The following is a 19,929-nucleotide window of genomic DNA, read 5'->3' as shown; positions in this document are numbered from 1 at the left end:
CTACAGGAGCTCCTGACATGGCCCGTGGCGGTATCAACAAAACCTTGGTGCACGCCGCGCGTGACGCCTTGTTAGGACGTGGGCTGCATCCGAGCATCGACCTGGTCCGCGTCGAGCTCGGCAATACCGGCTCGAAAAGTACGATCCAGCGCTACCTGAAAGAACTCAACAGCAGTCAGGCCGCCAACCTCGGACCGTCGCCCACCCTCAATGAAAAATTGACCGCCTTGGTGAGCAGTCTAGCCGAGCAATTAACCCAGGAGGCGCGTGAGGCCGTCGCTGACGAGCAAGAGCACCTCGCGCAGCAGCACGCCAGCTATGCGCAGGCGCAGGCGCAGCTACGCGAACGATTGGAGCAATCGCTGACCACCATCACCCACCTCACCGCCGAGCTGGAACAGCAGCGGCAGTGCGAACGTGGGCTGCGCGAGCAATTACAAGACAGCGAGGGGGAACGCCAACAACTGCGACAGCTAGTGACAGGGCAGCAGCAAATCCTCGAAGAGCGGGCCCAGCAGCTGCAATCATTGGAGGACAAACATCAGCATGCCCGGGAGGGGCTCGAGCACTATCGACAGGAACAACTGACTCAGCGCGGGCAAGAGCTGCGCCGGCACGACGAGCAGACTAATCAGTTACACCAGGAACTGCGGTCCTTGCAGAACGCGCAACTGGTCAAACAGGAGGAGCTGGTCCAGGTGTACCGCGAGCAGGAACGCTTGCGCAATGAGCATCGGGTAGTGCACGCACAGTTGCGTCAACAAACCCAGACCCTGCGCGATACCCAGCAGGCCCACGACGCGCTGGCGACCAAGCTGCAACAATTGCAGACCGAGTACGCAGTATTACGGGAACGGGTGAAACCGTACCTGCTTCAACACCGCGAAAACCGCCGGCAGTTGCGGGAGCAGGCACGCCAGATTGATACGTTACAAACTCTCCTGCGCCAGTTGACGCCCCCCGGCTAGGACCGGAGGTGCCGCTCGGAAGCCGGTGCCTACAAGATTGTTATCGAAAAATAAGGCGCATGCGGTGTTGCAACCGAGGCAGTTCCTGTGGCCCCCCTGTGAAAGCTCTGACAAGCAACACCGTTAAAACGCCACCCCCTCTGCGACCTGAATCAACATTTCTTCAACCAAGCGAGTGCCCGGGCTGGTGGAAAGCAGTGCAATCGGATTTTCACCTGAAAAGCGCGCCTTGGATTTGCTCAGCCATCGCCGGGCTTTGTGGGTATCCCCAAAGACCGCCTCGGCCATGGCCGTGATATGCGCAAGACGAAACAGGCGATCACTCTCAGCCACGCTCAGGCGCTGATCGTGAGTCAAGCGGGTTTTAAGGGTCTTGAGCGAAATGATGTGGTTGCACGCGTCAGGGTTGAATAGCCCCAAGTCGCAGAGCGTCTTAAAACTCCCCGGCGAGAACCCCGCCTCGATCAACGCATGGATGTCTACGTCAGAGGCATCGGTGGGAATAGGCAAAAACATTCCCAGCCGGATCCGGTAGGCTCGGTAAACATCATTGCGCATGACTTCAGCAAACATGGGTCGCCTTTTGGGTTTGGCATCGGGCTTAAAGCTTCGGCTATCTTCACTCAGTGTGAAGATGGGCTGGTCGGAAATCCATGGTGGTCACCCTTTTTAATGCTCAGACCGGGGTCCCTTTTAATTGTTAAACGTCTTTTGCTGGCTGCCTAGGCTGGTGAATGCATGCCGATGTGACCGTCCGGTCACCTGCCAGCAATCCGACCGGTTCCATGTCTCTACCCGCCGCCAGTGCGATGTCCAGGAATCGACTTGCACGGGTGCGCGCCCTGAGCGCTGCTTGGGCTTCGAGCTGAAACTGCTCAGCGAGGAGCCATTGGTTCGTTTTGACTTTGCGCTTACCTTTCATCACGGCTCTCGTAGTGAGTCACACATGACTATGCCTTGGCAGACGTGAAGCAATGAGCAGAGTGCCTTGGATTCCTGCAGTCTCTATTCCCGTCGCCCAAAAGATATCACGCACTATCTGCTCAGAGTGGGCCGCACAGCTCTTAGACGCACGCTTCGGCCCTGAAGCTCCATGCTTAAAAACAGGATGAACAATGCAAGTCCAGTTGCCAATTGACGCCCCTCGGACTGTGCGCAGTTAGGAGCCAACGAGATGACGATGCGGGTTGCTCGAATTGAGTCCGACAACTGCTCTCAGTTGGAAACGTCCGTGAAAATGCGATCCCATTCTCGGGCGAGCAGGGTCCGGCACGCCGACACTGAACCCCCGAAGCAGCGTTGTGAGACCGTTTGCATAGTGGCCTCAGTTACATAGGTAATCGTTTGCCCACGCTCATCGAGTAAAACGCCGCCTGCTCCTCGCAAAAGCGCGTGGCCTGCGACAACGTCATGTGCAGAAACCGGATAAAGCGAAATGCCACAGACCCCCTCACCGGCGGCGACCTTAGCGAGCCTGTAGGCAATGGATGGCATTGCGACAAAGGTGCTGGGTTGGCAGAGGGCGCTGTTAAGTTCAGGTTTGTGGATCGCCGCGGCACTGACCATCACGAACTCGTCGCTCGACAAGGTTTTGGTAGAAAGCTGAGACGGCACCGATTGTCCGTTGCGGCTCACCTCGGCCATGCCTTCTGCCCAAGCAATGCAATCAGGCGCGCCCTCAACGGTGACGGGGGCATACACCACACCTAATACCGGCGTTTGTCTGTGCAACAGACCGATGGACAGGGCTGAACCTTTGAGCCCGTTGAGGAAGTTCGTGGTCCCGTCGTTCTGGTCAACGACCCAGCACCATGGATGGCCGGTTAGACGACGTCCGGTTTCCTCTCCCCAGAAGTCGCAAGGAAGAAGCTGCAGCAGATGCTGACGCAAAAACTGTTCGATTTCTTCGTCTACGGCGGCCTTGTCACCTTGACCCCGGGGGCCGTCCACTCTCGCCCACTCGGCAATCAGCAACTGGCCGGCGCGAATAACGACCTCAATGGTATGGGTGAGCAGCGGCTCAAGGTTGGTCTTTTGCACGAAATGGGATGCCTTGAAGTTGGGAGGGGTAATACGAGGGTCCTCGACTGAGGCGCGCAGCGAGTCGCCCCTCAGCCGTCTAAGCAACTGTCAGCCAGACGGGCAACAGCATCGCTCAAAATTCGTGTGCGCCACTCTGCCTCTTGCCGCAGGACGACAATGGGCCTCGCCCTCCATCTACGCCTGAACTGACTGCTGTTACCTGATCACGTAACCGCTGTGAAAGGGTTGCATTGACATTAAGCTACAACCTCTTTGAGGGTTGAGGATTGTCGATTCACTGCTCAATGTGCACGCCCTTGTGCCTCGACCTGTACCAGTAAGCAAGCCGCTTGACCCTGCCGGGTGATGACGAAAGCATGTCCTTGCGCAATTAACACCAGCAGACGACGCAACCGACGGCGAGCCTGGCTTTTGCTGTAGGTGGTACGCATGGCCGATACCCCTGACTGTATCTGGATATAGCGTAGCCTTTTCACTCCATGCTGCGACCTCAACGCATGCACGCCCCCCAACACTTGGGGTTGGCAACAACGAGTTCACGAGTTAATAACGTCTGGGATTCTAGGCGCTACAGGGTTAAGCCTCTCGCTGCGCCTAAAATCCTCGGCATTCGCTCGATGAAGTTTTGGGTTGCCCGATGGTCGGATCGACACGAAAAAAAAACGGGCGCCTGCCCGCAGACATTTCGGACGTTCATGCCCTTGAAACGACCGCTCTCGCTCGGTGAATTTACGACGCACACACCGCTTCGAAAGCGCCGCACTCTTCACGTGTTATTTCACCTGTTGTTCTGACCTCATGCGCCTGCAAAGTGGCCAAGAGGCAGGAGTCCGATGCGGCGAGGCTTAAAGGCCTGCGTGCACCACTCGTAAGACTCTACACCCTCACCTTTTTTCGTTGGCCCTCGTGCTGAAAACCTCATGGCCCACCCCACGACTGGCGAATACGCCCCAACGCCCACTGCGTCGTCAACCATGGTGGGGACGTTCAACGCAGCTCGGATCAGTGCGACCGCGTCAGCGGATAGGTACGCACCGATTGATCATCAGCGGCGTCGGTCGGATAGAGACAAAAAGGGCGTTATGACCGCGACTGAAGCAGTAACATCCATAGACGAATTTCTCGAGCGGCTTTGGCCTTGGCCGACCTTGCGTCAGCGCCAACGCACCCTGCACGGCAAATACCTATCGTTCAATACGGTTGGTAAACCTCATCGCCGAGCCTTCAAGGAGGCAGCATGTCTGTAAATAAAATCGAGGTCTACAGCGGTTCAGACGAGCACGTACTGACGTATGAAGAGGCAGCGGGCATTCACTTGCGCATCGAACTGCCCACAATGAGCAGGCACGCAATAAACGTGTACCTCGATTGCCTCGACGTCTTGAACCAAGTGTTTCTCGGTGCCCTGCCTCAGGCAGCCGATTCAGAGGAGCCAGCCTCGAGCCGCAACGCTCCCAGCACGCTGAATCTGCGTATTTTGTTCAGGGAGGCGGCCATGTTGGCGGAGGCGCGACAGTTGATCCTGCAAGACGGCGACTGGGTCACTTCGGCGGGCTTGTCCCAACTCACCGGGCTTGAACCTGCAGCGCTCGCGGCAGGGCTCCGAGTGTGGCTGAACGACGGCTCGCTCATCAGCGTGAGTGACCGGAGCCAGGAGTACTACCCAGTGTTCGCCTTTGGCGACGCAACAGAGCTGCGGCCCACCGCCGAATTCGGCGCCGTGATCAACGTGCTGCGGAAAAAAAAGGATGGCTGGGGCATGGCGTTCTGGTTCGCTTCGAGCAATCACTACTTGGGTGGCAACCGTCCGCAAGACCTACTGCGATCGTCAGCGGAGTGTGTGCGCCGCGCGGCGGAAGAAGAGGTGGCGGGGATACTGCATGGTTAGCCCGGCATTCGTGTACACGGCAGCAGTAAGGCAAATCGCTGAGAGGTGACTTACGAGAAGCAGATCCTCGAACAGCCGCTCCGCACCAGGCGTGCCTCGGAGCTTAAGCAAAACGCGAATAGCCAGCGATCAGTGGTAGCGACCCGCCGCCCGCGGCGCTGGCGGCAAACGCCCTCGGCCGACCCGGGAGCGCGCCCCGCAGCGCATGAGCCCCTGTGCCGCCACTTCGATCGGCACGATTGAGACGGCGCGCGCCGGCGTTGCGCCGCTACACACATGGCTCGGCTAGGCCCTGGTAGCCTATTCCGTACGCTGCGAGGTTCGGTCTATTGTTTCTTATAAGCGGCTTCGTCAGCCACCACCCGCGAGGGTCAAGTCGTCGACGAATCCACACGTCGGCGGTGCAACAGCGCCTCTAAACACGGACACGTTGCCCTCCTGCTCCCCCTCGCCCGACGGGCGTATTCGCTATCCCGCACGCCTCTTTCCCCTTCCAGTTCCCTTTCGATACTGACTGCACGCGCCCCACTAGCCCACGCCGCGGTCCGCCAGCCAACCGATCAACGCTGAACATTATGGGATCTACCACAATTGGCGCCAAAGGGTGCTCGGAGGATGGTGGGTGGTCGATTGATCCAGCAACTGACGACCCAACAGCAATGGGTACATCAGCGGGACAAACACGTCGCAAACACCCGCCCTCCCCCACGTCTGCTGCGTGAGCAGAGCGCCGCTTCGGCAGACCGCTGAAGATCCCGACGAGTTCGACTTGAGCCCGCGTGACCTCCCGCTCCAGCGCCCGGATGACACGCCCTCGCACGTCCCGTGCCGGCTGCCCAACCACAAATCGAACTACGCTGAAGCGTAAAGCCGGTGTACGCTTTTTGGCTCCCAGCCGGGCGAAAAAACCGCCTGACATGGGGATAACTCAGACTTATCCCATGCCAGGAGCGGCGCAAGACAAGAGCTGAATGTACCGTTTGTAGCCTGTAATTACAGGTCATGTAACCCGTTACGAAATCATCGGGAGGTGTCGCATGGCGCGCGGAGGCATCAACCTGGCGCTGGTGCGCGAAGCACGGGCCGCCCTGCTGCGACGCGGGCGGCGGCCGAGCATCGACGCGGTGCGCGTTGAGCTGGGCAACACCGGCTCGAAAAGCACGATCTCGCGCTACCTGAAAGAGCTGGAGGCGAGCACCCCGCCCAGCGCCGACGCCACGCCCGCGACGGTGATCGACCAGCGCCTGCTGAACCTGGTGCAGACGTTGCGCAGCGAACTGCTGGACCAGGCGCAGGCCAGTCTGCGCGAAGAGCAGGCGCGCGGTGCCGAGCGCGAAGAGCAGCTGCTGAGCCAAGTGCAGGCGCTGGAGCAACAGCACCGGGCAGCGCAAGCGCAGCTGGCAGAACTGCACCAGCAACTGCGTGATGAACAGCAACTGCGCCAGCAGCAGGCGCAAGACGGGGCGGAAAAGGACCAGGCGTGGCGCGAGGCGGGGCGCAAGGTGAGTGAGCTGAAGCTGACCCTGAAGGAGCGCGACGCGCAAATCGAGCAACTGCGCGCCTCACAGCAGCATGTGCAGGCAAACCTTGAACATTTTCGCCAGGCCGGCCTGGAGCGCTACCAGGCCGACCAACGCCAGCATGAGGAGTTTCGCCAGGACAGCCACGAGCAAATCCGCAAACGCGAAGGGTTGCTGATCCAGGCCCAACGGCGCGTGTCGGAACTCTTCGACGAAGTCAACGCGCTCGTGACCTCGTTGGCGTTGGAGCGGCAAAAGTCGAGTGACCTGCACGAACGCCATGCTCAGCTCGAGCGCCGCGTAGAGCAATTGAACGAGGAGCGCCAGCAATTGCTGGCCGCGCGACTGGCTAACCAAGAACAATTACACGAAGTCACGGCGCTGCTCAGCGAACGTAGCAGTCAACGCGAACAACTGATCATCGAGCTCGCGCTGTGCGAGAGCCGTCTCGCGGCCCAGCCACCGCCGTCTTCGGGGTCGCCCGCTGACGAGCCGACCGCCTGACTGGAGACGCTGTCTCGCGGGTGGCTGGGCGATGGCGCGCGCGGTAAAGCTTTTGATACAGCCAGCGCAGAGTGTAGAAATCGAATATAGAATCGCGCTCCCGATTAAACAGAGACAGCTGGTTAAACACCAGGTGCAGGCGTTGCTTGGATAAGCAATCACACACGCCGCAGAACAGGCACCACTGGCTTTCATCACGAAACAGCGGCGTGCCCATACCCCACGCGCGCAGCAACGACCAGAATTGCACAACCTGATCCAGCGCCTGCTCCGCCTCATACCAGGTGGGGTCAAAACAGTCTTGGTCGCCGATCAGGGCTGACAGGCGATCGCGGAGCAACCGGCGCAACTCGTGGCGGTACGCTCTCCACAGCGGCGCATGGAACAGGCGCGGAAACTCACACTTTAGCGCCCGATAGAGCAACCACCGCAGCAATGGATCGAGCGGCGGTGTCACCCGTAGCCACAGCAGCAGCCAGACGATGCGCTCCAGCACCGCGGTGCACGGTAAACCGACCAAATGCCGGGCCCGCATGGCCGGCACCTCGGTGTCCGGCAGCCAGCGTTGAATGTCCCCGCGAGTGATGCGCTTGAACCCCAGCGCCCGCCATAGAGGGTGATCGATCAACCCCTGCAAGGGCGAGCCTTGCCGCCCCAGTAGACGCAGCACCGTGTCGGAATAGGCCAGCCCCTGGAGCATGGCCTGCCAGCGCGCCAGGCGTTGACCGCCCCGCCGCTGTCCGGTTTTGCCCTCGGCCCAACACGCGAGCACCTGCGCCTGCGGCTCAATATCCAGGTATTGCGCACAGGCATGCAGCGCCATGCGCATGCGCAGATTTCTCCCGGCATAACACGCCGCCCTGGCCATGATGGTCACCTCGAAGCAGCAACCCAGCCTTAAGTGTACGCCTCCTACACCTGTGCAATTGGAACTGTTGCGAGCGACGCAACACTGCGTTTTTTAATTTGCGAGAACTCTCGACACGCGCAGCGATAAACGCTGCAAGCGGCTGACCGCACACACTTTTCCCACTTGAAGAAGATTCATAATCCCAGACTTCGCACCTTTCTACTTTTTGTAATTATCACCGGCACCCCCGCCGTACTGGGTGTACGGTATTTCCTAGCGTCATGAGTTGTTGGCACGGTCCGGTTTAATGCGGGGATCGGCTGTGCCCGCCCATGACGCACGACGCCACCCGGCCGTTTCCGCTGAGCGTCAGCCCCTCGCCAGGTGATGACAAACGACCCACGCGATGCCGTCGCGCTCAGCCGCGACCTTCGCGTCCAGAATTCCCAGGGGGCTTGGCCGCTGCGGCGGTGCGCCGCCGCCCCTTTCGTCCCCAGGCCGCGGGGCGGCCTGATCCCGGCCACCCGTTGTGCGATTCAGAGGAGACAGGAGATGAACACGTTCGATATTCGCCACGAGCCGGTGGTGTACCGCGTCGGCGGCAGGCTGTACCGGCTGGCCAACCTCAGCCCGAGCTGCGTGCGTCTGCAGGACCTGTTGGACGGAGGATGCCTGACCTTCACCCAGGCCGAAGCACTGCAGATGATTGTGCAGAAGGACCTGATCGTCCTCAGGCGCTCGTCCCTCCAAGATCGGCGTGAACCGGATCCTCGGGAGCCGTCGTCCAGCCCGGGAAGGCCTCAAGGGCGCGCCCATGAACAGCTGATCGCAGCGACGGACCCGCGGTGGCAGAGGGGCCGACAACCCATTGTCCGCTGGCGCGAGGCACCGGGCCCTGCGCCTCGGGGTAACGGCGCGGCGAACCTCGACCCGTGTCGTTGCACCCGACAACTGGAGTGGATCCAGGCGCAATTGTCCCGGCTGGGCTACCCCATGACGGCGCCCGCGCGCTCGATCATCCTCGATGCGGTCCAGTACTACCTGAACACTTCGGCGGTGACGCAGGCACATTCCCTGATCCTGCGTAAAATCTATGCGCAGGCGTCGAGGTTGTGTGATGACGCCGGGGCCATCGGGCGCTGCAAGGCGAGCGAGCAGCGCTGGCTGGCGGCCCACCGCAACCACTGCGCGGCCGCATCTGGCGGCGACCGCCGCAAGGTGCCCGCCGTGGCCTTCCTCGGCACGCTAGACATGCCGCTTCACTCACTCCTGATCGGCCGAACACTGCGGGCCGAGCCTGAGCAGCCGGTCAGCGACCTCGCGCGCCTGCAACGCGCCGCGCTTGAGCGTGCCCCGGGGTTGTGGGCCACGGCTGACCGCGAACAAAATTCGGCGCCGGGCGCAGAGGTGGATGATGTGGAATGAACAGGCGTGGCTGGCAGGTAATCGTGCGCCGGTGCGCGACATTCATCGCGGACTGCCGGGTTACTACACGATCTTTTTCCCGTCGCAGAAAAACCACAACGTCGTGTTGTGCGAAGGGTCGGTGGAGGCAGCGTACTGCGTGTGGCTGGAATGGGACCCCGATGTGATTGCCTATTACCCTCAGCCCTACACCTTCACCTGGGAAACCGAACGCGGGCTGATGCGCTACACCCCCGACTTTTTCGTGCTGCACGAGCAAGCGGCCAACCACTTCACCGAGGTCAAATCGGACTTCCAACAGTTGAAGGAGCCCACCCGGTTCAAACTCGAGAGTTTCGCGGCGCAGTGTCAGACCTGGAAGATCGAGTGGCGGCGCGCCGACAAACAGCAGCTCACGTCGCCCCCGGCCTTTGCCAACCTGCGCTACCTGTACTTTCATGGCCTCGGCGTTAACGACCGGGAACAGGCCTACCTCGTCGATTTCCTGTCCCGCTACCCACGCTGTTTCACCCTGGGCGAATTGCTCAATAGCACTTACCCACCGAGCCTGCGGGCCGTTTACCGCGGGTTGTTTCGCGGCGAGCTGAGCACCGACCTGAACCAGCCCCTGAACCGCCATTCGCTCGTCCAGCAGAGGGCAGTATGAAGCCGCTGCGCGTGCCCGCGCCCGGCGTCGGCGGACGCTATCGGATGGACGACGGCCGGCTGTATGAGGTGATTAACATCACCCGCGAACTCGTTTCGTTTCGCGACACCCAGGGCTCGCGCACCGTATTCCTCACGCCGGAAGACCTGGACGCCTTACAGCGGAAAAGGCAAATCGTGTTGGCCGAATCCCCGCCGATCCAGCGGTCTGCCGCGGCACGCTTTGTCGACTCGAGCGAACCCGACGTGGAAAAGGCGAAACGTAAGGACTATTTCGTGCAGGCCATGCGTAACCAATTCCAGGGGACATTGCCCCGCGCAGCTTGTGTCGCCAAGTTAGAGGCACTGGCGGCCGCACGTGGTGAAGCGAAGGCCCCCGGATACACCACCGTGTGGAGGTGGATGAGTTTAAGCAAACAGGGCAACTGGTCTCCCTGGTCGTTGCTCAAACAGAAAAGTGACCTTCCGCGTGGCAAACAGACCTCGGAAGCCGTGCGCAGCATCATGCTGCGCGTGATTGAGGAGGAATACCTCACAACGCAGAAAAACAGTATCAAGGCCGTCCATGGGTTAATCAAAGGCGCCATCCTCAATGACAATATCGTTCGCAGCCGCACCCAGGCGAGCGCATTGTGCCCACCGTCTCTTTCCACCGTGCGTCGCGTCATCAAAAGCCAGTGTCACTATCGCACCGACAAGCTGCGCTTGGGCGCCAAAGCGGCGGCAGACAACAACAAGTTCGGACCGGCTTGGGAAGAACCCGAGTACCTGTTGGACGAGGGTGAAATTGACTGTAAAACGCCGTGCGACGTCATGATCGTCGATAACAAGGGCAACTTGTTGGGCAAGGTGACCCATTTGCAGTCAATTATCGAGGTGAAGAGCGGCAAAATCATCGGCCACGACCTGTCCCTGATGCCTCCGTGCGCCGGGAAAACCTTGAAATGTTTGCGCATGTCGCTGCTAGACGTGCCCGGCGAAGAATTGGAGCGCGGCAAGCTGGTCAAACTCAGTGGGGATCGCGGAAGCGAAAATAACAACATCAATGTCAAAACGACGGCCAAAACCTTGGGCATTCAACTGGTTTTACCGCCACCTGGTGTGCCCGATGCCCGTCCCCACATCGAAGCTTTTAATAATACGATCAACTCGTTTTTCCACAGCCTGCCAGGCACCACGTTTTCCAATCCCGAGCAATGTGGCCAGTATGACTCGGCGGCGCACGCCTGCCTGACCATTGAACAACTGCAGGCGGCTTTTGAAGACTGGCTGGAGAATGTCTACCACACCCATCCGCTCAAGCGCGGACGGACAACACTCTCGCCAAATGCCCGCTGGACCAAAGCCATGGCCCGGCAATTGCCGCCGATTAAGTATTCAGAAAAGGAGTTGAATGCAGCACTGCGGTCGACAAAGCACCGCAGAATCAATCATGGCATCGTCGGTTTTGATCGTTTGCAGTGGAGCGGCCCAGGGTTGGCGGAGCTCGCGCATGATCTGAAACCGCGGCAGGAAGCAATCGTCCTGTACGACATCGCGGATCTGGGGCAGGTTTGGGTCCACCACCCGGATCGCCCCGATGACTTGATACCCGCCGACGCCCGCGACCCGCTTTACCAGAATGGCCTGAGCCTCTACGAGCACCGCTTGGTGAGGGACGCCATCGCGGCTGAGGAAAAAGAATTTTCCGCTGACCAAGGGTGTTTAGCCCTGGTACGCATCCGGCAGAACATCAAGGAGATCGAGAAGGAGTTCTTCCTGCGCAAAAAAAGCCAGGCACAAGAGCGCCGCAAAGCCGCGGCGAAAGCCGCAAAAAATCAGGGTAAAACGCCCACCACTTCCAAACTCAAACCGCTGGACTCCAGGTCACCCGAACCGCCCAGCGGAACGGGCCTGAAAGCGGTGTACATCGAGGACTGCAGAAATGGAGATTAAAGCGACGTTAACAACGTTCAGCAAGTACACCATCTTGCATGCCCAATACCAGAATGCGGTTGAAACGGTGCTGATCAGTATCGACACCACCGAAGAGTGCGCCGACCCCTCCTGCCCGATGATGATGGGGGAAAGTGGTACCGGAAAATCCAGCATCTGCAAACGTCTAGAGCAACTCATGGGCCCGCCCGAGCGCGTGTTAACCGTCCACGGACTCGAGAAATCGTTGCCGTGTCTGTACTTGGAGTTGCCCGCCCGCCCGACCATCAACTCGGTCGCCAAAGCCATGCTGGAAAAACTCGGGATTGCCACGCTCAGCAAAGGGACATCCGCCGAAGGACAGATTCTGACCGCTCTGAAGCGCCGTAAAACGCGTCTGGTCATTCTGGATGAGTTTCAGAACTTCGCCAACAAAGGCGCCGCCATCACCAAGGCCGAAACCTGCGGCTGGATAAAATACATGCTCAATGAGAGCGGCATCACCTTTTTGCTCTCCGGAGAACCCTTCGACGAGGGCATCATCGAGCCACTGAAGCAAGTCTCGGCGCGATATCCTTACCGCATCAATCTGTCCAACTTGACTTACAGCGCGGACCCTCAGTCCGAATTCAGAACCATCCTGGGTTTGTTTGCGGCAGAAATCGAAAAATTGGGGCAGTTTCACTCCGATCTTTTTCTGGGGGACGAACATATGTCAGCCGCCCTCTACATGGCGAGCGGCGGCAATATGCGCGGTATTCGTCGTCTCTTACACGCTGCATTCAAGCGGGCTTTGGTACGAGGCGATGGCAGGTTGAGCATCGAGGATTTTGCAGATGCAATCAAAGGTCTGTACCTGACCGATCGAATTCTTAGAAAAAAAAACCCGTTCCTGATCAACACTCGAGAGATCATGCAGGCGATCAGCCGATGAACCTGCTGTCTTTTGTCGCACGCCCCTTTTACATGGAAAGTCCGACAAGCATTCTCATACGCACCGCGAAGTTCAACGGCTATCGGGACGTGTGGGACATGTGTTCGGCCCTGGGCGTTTCACACTCTTCTAGCCCTCGAGATATTCGACTTCTGGACCAACCACTGTGCAACATTTTGTGCAGCGAGGCGCCGTGCCTAGCCAACGCTTTACGCCAGGTTTTCTTTGAACATCCGGCGCAGCAACAGTTGCGCGGCTGCCATATCAAGGTGCACAACCATGATGTGTCGATACGCTCATTGAGATGCCAGTTTTGTTCATGCCCGGTATGCCTGAAATCGGGTTATACAAGGGTTGCACAAGACTTCGCTTTTTTTGATTTTTGCCCAGCCCACAACGTGCGGCTGACGTCGTCCTGCCCAAAGTGCGGTCGAATAAACAAGTGGAAAAAAATCTGTGGTTTCAGCTGTGAATGCGGGTTCAACCTGGCAGAGGCGGAGATTATCCCCTACCGCTACAGGCCCTTGATCGCCCTTCCCTCGGTCTTTGCTGTTCAAGATGCGAGCCGTCTCATCAATAATTTTCTTCGGGATGAAGCACAAAAAATCAAACTAGCTGAACCTTACCCAATCGAAAACACGCCAACTTCGGCGATTTATCCGACCATTCAGCATGCCATACGAATGGACTTAAACACTTACCACCAACTTCCTCTTAGTGCATTCGAGTCCATATGGGTAACCGTCAATGACCCCGCACTGCGAAAGTTTGCGCTCGATTGTCTGAAAAAAAATCATCAGGGTTGCACCCCCTGTGAAAAGGAAAACTGCTGCAGCGCGATTAAACTAACGTTCCCTCAATTGAAACATGCTATCGGCGCGGGAGCGGCCGCGCTCCGCGCCTTTATTAATGAGATACCCATCGCCACAAGCGTCTTTCCTACTACAAACACCATCGGCTACAGCCATCCCAGCCTGTGTAAAGTCATTCAAGCAGGTTTGGATATTGCCCGGAAGCACAGGTTTCCGCAATATAAACAAGATTACTGTTCTCTGGGCACAACAGCCATTTTACTGCAGACGACGACAACGTCAATGGTTGCTGCCATTAAACGCGGTTTTTTCCCCGACACCATCATCGGCGATCGCGCTTACTTTCTCCCCAAGCACACTGTGCAAAAGTTTAAAGATCAATTTGCATTTTACAGCGAAATCTCCGACGCACTCGATATCTCCAGAAGAACCCTAAACAGACTCAGCAATCATCTAGGTTTGATCCACGCCTACAAGCGACAGCCCGATGAGCCTGCAATTTATCTGAGGAGCAGTGTTGACCTCAATCGAATGCGAGAAAAGCTGCGGCAAGTGAAACTGAAAAAACGTCAAATCACTCCATCCATCGAAGAGCTTAGGAAACTTTCTAAACAATTCAACCTAAGCGTTTCGACCCTGTACTCTATTCTTAAAGTATATTGTGAATGCAGCACCCCCTCAAAAGAGATCAGTCCCTCTCAGCGACTGATCCTGGACCGATGGTTAGCCACCCACATCACGCTCAAAGCAGCGTCCAAACTACTTAAAACTGATGCACACCTTCTTAACGCGCGCTTTATTGTGTCGAACCTCGTTCAAAAAGTGGATGTCTGCAGAGTTAGATTCATAGCCATCGAAAACCTGGAATTTATGGAGGCCCACCTGAAAAAATACATGTCGTGTTCGCAAGCCAGCAAACTTTTGTATCTAACAGAAGGACTCGTTATCAAACTAGCGAAACAAGGAAAATTGAAGTACATCATCCTCAATACCTCCGCAAAAAAACCGCAAGTGCTCATCGAAATTTGACATGCCAAGGTACACGATTTCTGTGTGAACGATTGCACAGAATTACCCAGCTATTGGCTTTCGACCTGCGCAGCCTTTGCATCGGATTTTTCTCTTCACATTCGTGGCCGCTAGCGGGTTGAATGTAAACGGGGCTGGGCAATGGAAATTCAATTAAGCACCTTGTGGACTATCTCAGTTGCGTTCCGAAAACGCGCTTTTCAAAACTATTGAACCATCCCCTAGCAAATTCCATATCTGATGATTTTGCGTTCCTTTCTTGATGATTCATTGATCATAAGTCATTGATTATGTGTTGGTGGATTTTCATATTTAATGAACTCGGCCGCTGGGCCATCGATTCAGCGTCGCGGCAGATGGCAAGGCGGGATTGGACGCGTGGAAATCCGACGTATTCGACCTGGTGATTGCCGATTGCAACATGCCGGTCATGAACGGATACGAACTGGCCCAAGCCATTCGTCGAGATGAACAGGACAGGCAACAGCCGCGCTGCACCGTCCTGGGCTTTACCGCCAACGCGCAGCCAGAAGAAATTCAACGCTGCAAGCAAGCCGGTATGGACGACTGTCTATTCAAGCCCTTGTCCCTGGCCGCTTTGAGTCAATGGGTCATGGGAATCAAGGGGATAAAGGAAATCAAGCCCAGCGTCATCACCCCAGCCTTCAGCCTGCAAGGCTTGCATTTACTGACGGGAGGCAATCCGGCGTTGAACCTGCGCCTGCTGACGGAACTGTTGAACAGCAACCGCCTGGATCGACAGGAACTGCTGGCGCTGTCCGAGACACCGGACGACCCGCAGGCATTTCTCGACATTGCCCATAAAATCAAGGGTGCCGCCCGAATCGTTCAGGCCACTCGGTTGATCGACAGCTGCGAGGCGCTCGAAGCCACCTGCCATGAAGGGTTTTCAGCCGAAAACGTCGCCGAATGCTGTGCCGCCGTGGAGCGCGCCCTGCTCGAACTGGAGCAGGCATTACTGCAACAAATCGGACAAAACGACAAAGGCACAATGACCGAGCCTTAACTATGCTTGGACGCGGAGCAGTGTGTTAACCATCACGGAGTGACCTGCATGCCCAGCCCACTGCGCCCGGATCAACGGCAGTTTCCCCTGCACGTTCATATCAGCGTGATGTTCACGTTCCTGCTGTTGCTGACTGGGGTCGTGCTGAGCCTGTTCCATTACCGGCAAACTACCCAGATCATTCTTTCGAGCAGTGAGAAACTGTTCAGTCGAATTGAGCAGGATGTGCGCCTGGACCTGCACGCCACCTATGAGCCGATTCGACACCTGCTAAGCCTGTTGATGCACAACCCCGCAGCCCAGGCCCCCGACCTGCAGCAGCGCCTGGCGCTGCTCCAGCCCTTCAGCCAGTCGCTCAAGGACAATCCCGACCTGGCGTCGCTGTACCTGGGGTACGACACCGGTGACTTTTTCATGGTGCGCCCGCTGCGCACGCCGGATCTGAAGGCGCTGCTCAAGGCCCCGGACACCGCGGCCTACCAGGTATGGAGCATCGAGCGAAACAGCAGTGGCCAGGTGCATTCGCAATCGTTGTTTTTCAATCAGGACCTGACGCTGGTCAGCCGTCAGGACAACCTCGACGAAACCTATGATCCGCGTAGCCGTGGCTGGTTTACCAGCGCCAGCCAGGACGTGAACCAGATCACCACTGAGCCCTACGTTTTTTTCTCGACCCACAATGTCGGCACCACCCTGGCGCGACGCAGCGGCGAACATGCCGTGATCGCCGCCGACCTGACCCTGGCCGAGCTCTCGGCCACCTTGGCCAAACACGTGGTGACGCCCGCTACCGAGATTGTGCTGTTCAATGCCCAGGGCAACGCCATCGCTTATCCCGACAGTCGTCGCCTGATCGTTGACGATCAAACCGCCCGCCTGGCCAAGGCCGCCGACCTGAGTCCCGCCCTGGGCGCACTGCTCGACAACCCCCGGCCTGGCAATCGCCTGACCGCCATGGGCAGAAACTGGATCGTTGCCCGCAGCAGCATGCAGGAAGGCGGCCCCCAGGGGCTGCAACTGGCAATGCTGGTACCGGAAGATGAATTACTCGTCGACGCCTACCGCATGCGCTGGCAAAGTGCGCTGATTACCCTGGCAACCCTGCTGTTGTGCGTGCCAATTGGATGGCTGACTTCCAGGATCCTGGTCAAGCCCCTGCGCGCCCTGGTGCAGGAGGCGGACGCCATTCGCAGTTTCAATTTCAACTTTCCGGCCGCGCGCCGCTCACCGGTGCTCGAGGTCGACCAACTGAGCGTGTCAATGACACGCATGAAAGACACACTGGCAAGCTTCTTCCAGATCACTGACAGCCTGAGCGCCGAGACCCGATTTGCCCCCTTGCTGGAGCGGGTGCTGTTTGAAACGGTGAGGATTGGCCAGGCCCAGGCCGGCCTGATCTACCTGCGTGAAGGGGACGGCGATCTGATGGAACCCCAGGGCCTGGTGATCAACGACACGGCACAAACCCTGTCTTCATTCGACCTTGGCGCCCACGGGTTTCAGGACGCCCGCAGCCCCGCTTGGCTGCAGCAGTTGTCAAGGGCCGATAACGTCGTCACTCACCTGGGCTTCGAACAGGCGGGGGATCTGCAGAAAGTCCTGCTGGCCATGGCTTGTCCCCGGGTTCACCTGATCGGCATCCGTTTGCACAATCGCCACAACGAAACCGTCGGCCTGCTGGTGTTTCTGCTGGCCGACAGCGGCAACCAGAGCGACCTGGACAAACTGCGTCCCGACCGCATCGCGTTCCTCCAGGCGGTGTCCGGTGCGGCCGCCGTGAGTATCGAAAGCCAGCGCCTGCAAGACCGGCAAAAACAGCTGCTGGACGCCTTCATCAAACTGCTGGCCGGCGCGATCGATGCCAAGAGCCCCTACACCGGTGGCCATTGCCAGCGAGTCCCGGCCCTGACGCTGATGCTCGCCCAGGCCGCGGCCGCCAGCCAGGACCCGGCCTTTCGCAGCTATCAGCCCACGGACGATGAGTGGGAGGCGCTGCACATCGCCGCCTGGCTGCATGACTGTGGCAAGGTGACGACCCCGGAATACGTGGTCGACAAAGCCACTAAACTGGAAACCCTGAACGACCGCATCCACGAAATACGCACCCGCTTCGAAGTGCTCAAGCGCGACGCCTGGATCGACTATTGGCAGGCCATTGCCCAAGGAGGCGACGAGCAATCGCTGGCGCAACAGCGAGAGGCCACCCTGACGACCCTCGATGACGATTTCGCCTTCATCGCTCGCTGCAACCTTGGCGGCGAGGCCATGGCCGAAGCCGACCTGCAGCGCCTGGGCAGCATCGCCCAGCGAACCTGGACACGCACCTTGGATGACCGGCTGGGTGTTTCCTGGGAAGAAAACCAGCGCCAGGCGCGCACGCCGGCACCGACCCTGCCAGTGCGCGAGACATTGCTGGCGGACCGGCCCGAGCATCTGCTGGAACGCCCCGAAGCCGAATTGATCGCCGAAGACAATCCCTGGGGTTTCAAGCTCGATGTGCCGCGCTACAAGTACAACCGCGGCGAGCTCTACAACCTGAGCATCACCCGGGGCACCCTGACCCGGGAGGAGCGCTACATCATCAACCACCACATGGTGCAGACGATCCTGATGCTCAACCACCTGCCCTTCCCCGAGCACCTGCGCAACGTCGCGGAGATTGCCGGCGGCCACCACGAAAAAATGGACGGCAGCGGTTATCCGAAGCGCTTGAAGCGCGAGCAGATGAGCCTGCCGGCGCGGATGATGGCGATAGCCGATATCTTCGAGGCGTTGACCGCCGCCGACCGCCCCTACAAGAAAGCCAAGACCCTGAGCGAAGCGCTGGGCATCATGGCCAACATGTGCCGGGACGCCCACATCGACCCGGAGTTGTTCGGGCTGTTCATCAACGCGCAGATCTATCTGCAGTACGCCCGGCGTTTCCTCGACCCACGGCAGGTCGATGCGGTGGATACCTCAAGCCTGCTGATCAAGGCAGGCTTGAGGGGTTGATCAGCAGTCGGTCAGGCGCAGGAAAATAGCCGCCAGTTGCTCGATACCGGCCTGATCCTGCTCGGTGAAACGCGCCAGGTGCGGGCTGTCGAGGTCGAGCACGCCGATCAACCGACCGTCCTTGACCAGGGGCACCACCAGTTCGCTGTTCGACGCGCTGTCGCAGGCGATATGCCCGGCAAACGCGTGCACGTCTTCGACCCGCTGGGTCTGCAAGGTCGCCGCCGCCGTGCCGCACACGCCCCGACCGAACGGAATGCGCACGCAGGCGATCTGCCCCTGAAACGGCCCCAGCACCAGCTCTTCGTTACGATTGATGTAGAATCCGGCCCAGTTCAAGCCCTCGAGCTGATTGAACAGGAACGCCGAGAACTGCGCGGCGTTGGCAATGAAGTCGCGCTCGTCCGCCAGCAGGGATTCCAGCTGCGCGTGCAGCATGCCGTAGCCCTCGAGGCCCTGGCCGCTGTTTTGTAAATCGATCATGCCTTGTGCTCCAACAGTTTTAGCCCCACCCAATAGCGGGCAAATTGATACGCGCAACGTCCGTTGCGATTGCCCCGCCCCGTGGCCCAGCGCACCGCGAGGATGTCCAGCTCTTCGCTGCGTTGCCACGCCAGGCCGGCCTTGTCGGCCAACTGGCCGATCCAGTGTTCGACCACGTCGAGGAAATGCTCCTGGGTGAACGGATAGAACGACAGCCACAGGCCGAAACGGTCCGACAGGGCGATCTTGTCTTCCACCGCCTCGCTGGGGTGCAATTCGCCGTCGACGCGCTTCCAGTTTTCGTTATCGCTTTCCTTTTCCGGCACCAGGTGGCGACGGTTGGAGGTGGCGTACAGCAACACGTTGTCCGGTGCCTGTTCGAGCGAACCGTCGAGAACGCTTTTGAGCACGCGATAATCGCCCTCGCCCGACTCGAACGACAGGTCATCGCAGAACAGCACGAAACGCTGCGGTAGCTTGGCGATCTGCTCGACCACCCGCGGCAAGTCCGCCAGGTGATCACGCTCGATTTCGATCAGGCGCAGCCCGGCCTCGGCGTGCTCGGCCAGCAAGGCGCGCACCAGCGACGATTTGCCGGTGCCGCGCGAACCCCAGAGCAGCGCATGGTTGGCCGGCATGCCATCGAGGAACTGGCGGGTATTACGCCCCAGTTGTTCCACTTGGCGGTCTACGCCGATCAGGTCGCTCAGGCGCATGTCCAGGCTGACCTGCAGCGGCAGCAGGAAACCGCTGCGTCCCTCGCGCTGCCAGCGCGCAGCCAGGCAATGGTTCCAGTCGATGGCTTGCCGAGGGGTGGGCAGCAGCGGCTCGATACGGGCCAGAACGGCATCGGCACGTTCAAGAAAAGCATTCAATCGGGAATCCACGTCTTC

Annotated in this window: 15 protein-coding genes and 1 pseudogene; 10 read left to right on the top strand and 6 right to left on the bottom strand. The window is 58.9% G+C overall.

Features of this window, described 5'->3' with window-relative positions; translation table 11 throughout:
* Nucleotides 1–17 precede the first annotated feature (17 nt).
* Nucleotides 18–968 (top strand): DNA-binding protein, encoded by a 951-nt coding sequence (locus BKX96_RS24780; RefSeq protein ID WP_077185691.1) that lies wholly within the window; start codon nt 18–20, stop codon nt 966–968.
* Nucleotides 969–1,091: 123 nt separating this feature from the next.
* On the opposite strand, the gene BKX96_RS24775 is transcribed toward BKX96_RS24780, so the two are convergent.
* From BKX96_RS24775 to BKX96_RS32925, 3 genes are all read right to left on the bottom strand, one after another.
* Nucleotides 1,092–1,541: an Xre family toxin-antitoxin system antitoxin gene (locus BKX96_RS24775; protein WP_077185690.1), complete on the bottom strand. Its 450-nt coding sequence runs from the start codon at nt 1,539–1,541 to the stop codon at nt 1,092–1,094.
* 642 nt (nt 1,542–2,183) lie between these two features.
* Nucleotides 2,184–3,008, bottom strand: a complete 825-nt coding sequence (locus BKX96_RS24765) for an inositol monophosphatase family protein (RefSeq protein ID WP_077185688.1) — start codon at nt 3,006–3,008, stop codon at nt 2,184–2,186.
* A gap of 284 nt (nt 3,009–3,292) precedes the next feature.
* Entirely contained in the window at nt 3,293–3,442 is a 150-nt protein-coding gene (locus BKX96_RS32925) for a hypothetical protein (RefSeq protein WP_179092173.1), read from the bottom strand.
* Nucleotides 3,443–4,248: 806 nt separating this feature from the next.
* Here BKX96_RS32925 and BKX96_RS31925 point away from each other — a divergent pair.
* Complete coding sequence (locus BKX96_RS31925; protein ID WP_082240503.1) at nt 4,249–4,899, top strand: hypothetical protein; 651 nt, start codon at nt 4,249–4,251, stop codon at nt 4,897–4,899.
* Between the two features lie 1,037 nt (nt 4,900–5,936).
* The gene (locus BKX96_RS24755) at nt 5,937–6,923 is read left to right on the top strand and encodes a DNA-binding protein (protein ID WP_077185687.1); all 987 of its coding nucleotides are present in this window, start codon (nt 5,937–5,939) and stop codon (nt 6,921–6,923) included.
* Here the strand turns inward: BKX96_RS24755 and BKX96_RS24750 are convergent.
* Complete coding sequence (locus BKX96_RS24750; RefSeq protein WP_077185686.1) at nt 6,838–7,752, bottom strand: hypothetical protein; 915 nt, start codon at nt 7,750–7,752, stop codon at nt 6,838–6,840. The two genes, BKX96_RS24755 and BKX96_RS24750, sit on opposite strands and share 86 nt — an antisense overlap.
* Nucleotides 7,753–8,325: 573 nt before the next feature.
* Here BKX96_RS24750 and BKX96_RS24745 point away from each other — a divergent pair.
* The 7 genes and pseudogenes from BKX96_RS24745 (at nt 8,326) to BKX96_RS24715 (ending at nt 18,553) form a co-directional block, all read left to right on the top strand.
* The gene (locus BKX96_RS24745) at nt 8,326–9,198 is read left to right on the top strand and encodes a hypothetical protein (RefSeq protein WP_077185685.1); all 873 of its coding nucleotides are present in this window, start codon (nt 8,326–8,328) and stop codon (nt 9,196–9,198) included.
* Nucleotides 9,185–9,844 carry a TnsA endonuclease N-terminal domain-containing protein gene (locus tag BKX96_RS24740; protein ID WP_143512465.1) on the top strand — a complete coding sequence of 220 codons (660 nt, stop codon included), beginning with the start codon at nt 9,185–9,187 and terminating at the stop codon, nt 9,842–9,844. Before BKX96_RS24745 ends, BKX96_RS24740 begins: the two co-directional genes overlap by 14 nt.
* The gene (locus BKX96_RS24735) at nt 9,841–11,778 is read left to right on the top strand and encodes a TnsB C-terminal domain-containing protein (RefSeq protein WP_077185683.1); all 1,938 of its coding nucleotides are present in this window, start codon (nt 9,841–9,843) and stop codon (nt 11,776–11,778) included. The genes BKX96_RS24740 and BKX96_RS24735 overlap by 4 nt, the downstream gene beginning before the upstream one ends.
* A complete protein-coding gene (locus BKX96_RS24730) occupies nt 11,768–12,691 on the top strand; it encodes a TniB family NTP-binding protein (RefSeq protein ID WP_077185682.1) in 924 nt (307 codons plus the stop codon). Before BKX96_RS24735 ends, BKX96_RS24730 begins: the two co-directional genes overlap by 11 nt.
* Nucleotides 12,688–14,532, top strand: a complete 1,845-nt coding sequence (locus tag BKX96_RS24725; RefSeq protein ID WP_077185681.1) for a TniQ family protein — start codon at nt 12,688–12,690, stop codon at nt 14,530–14,532. Before BKX96_RS24730 ends, BKX96_RS24725 begins: the two co-directional genes overlap by 4 nt.
* A gap of 328 nt (nt 14,533–14,860) precedes the next feature.
* Nucleotides 14,861–15,559, top strand: a pseudogene (locus BKX96_RS24720) (response regulator); the annotation flags it as partial.
* Nucleotides 15,560–15,607: 48 nt separating this feature from the next.
* Nucleotides 15,608–18,553: an HD domain-containing phosphohydrolase gene (locus tag BKX96_RS24715; RefSeq protein WP_077185680.1), complete on the top strand. Its 2,946-nt coding sequence runs from the start codon at nt 15,608–15,610 to the stop codon at nt 18,551–18,553.
* Here the strand turns inward: BKX96_RS24715 and msrC are convergent, their stop codons facing one another.
* Together msrC and BKX96_RS24705 are read right to left on the bottom strand one after the other, a co-directional pair.
* Complete coding sequence (msrC, locus tag BKX96_RS24710; protein ID WP_077185679.1) at nt 18,554–19,036, bottom strand: free L-methionine (R)-S-oxide reductase MsrC; 483 nt, start codon at nt 19,034–19,036, stop codon at nt 18,554–18,556.
* Complete coding sequence (locus tag BKX96_RS24705) at nt 19,033–19,923, bottom strand: ATP-binding protein (RefSeq protein WP_046816094.1); 891 nt, start codon at nt 19,921–19,923, stop codon at nt 19,033–19,035. Before BKX96_RS24705 ends, msrC begins: the two co-directional genes overlap by 4 nt.
* Between the last annotated feature and the right edge of the window lie 6 nt (nt 19,924–19,929).

It is taken from the genome of Pseudomonas putida (assembly GCF_001976065.1).
In the GTDB taxonomy this organism is placed as follows: domain Bacteria; phylum Pseudomonadota; class Gammaproteobacteria; order Pseudomonadales; family Pseudomonadaceae; genus Aquipseudomonas; species Aquipseudomonas serbica.
Note: the sequence above shows the minus strand (reverse complement) of the source record. Positions and strands in the feature narration are given on the sequence as shown.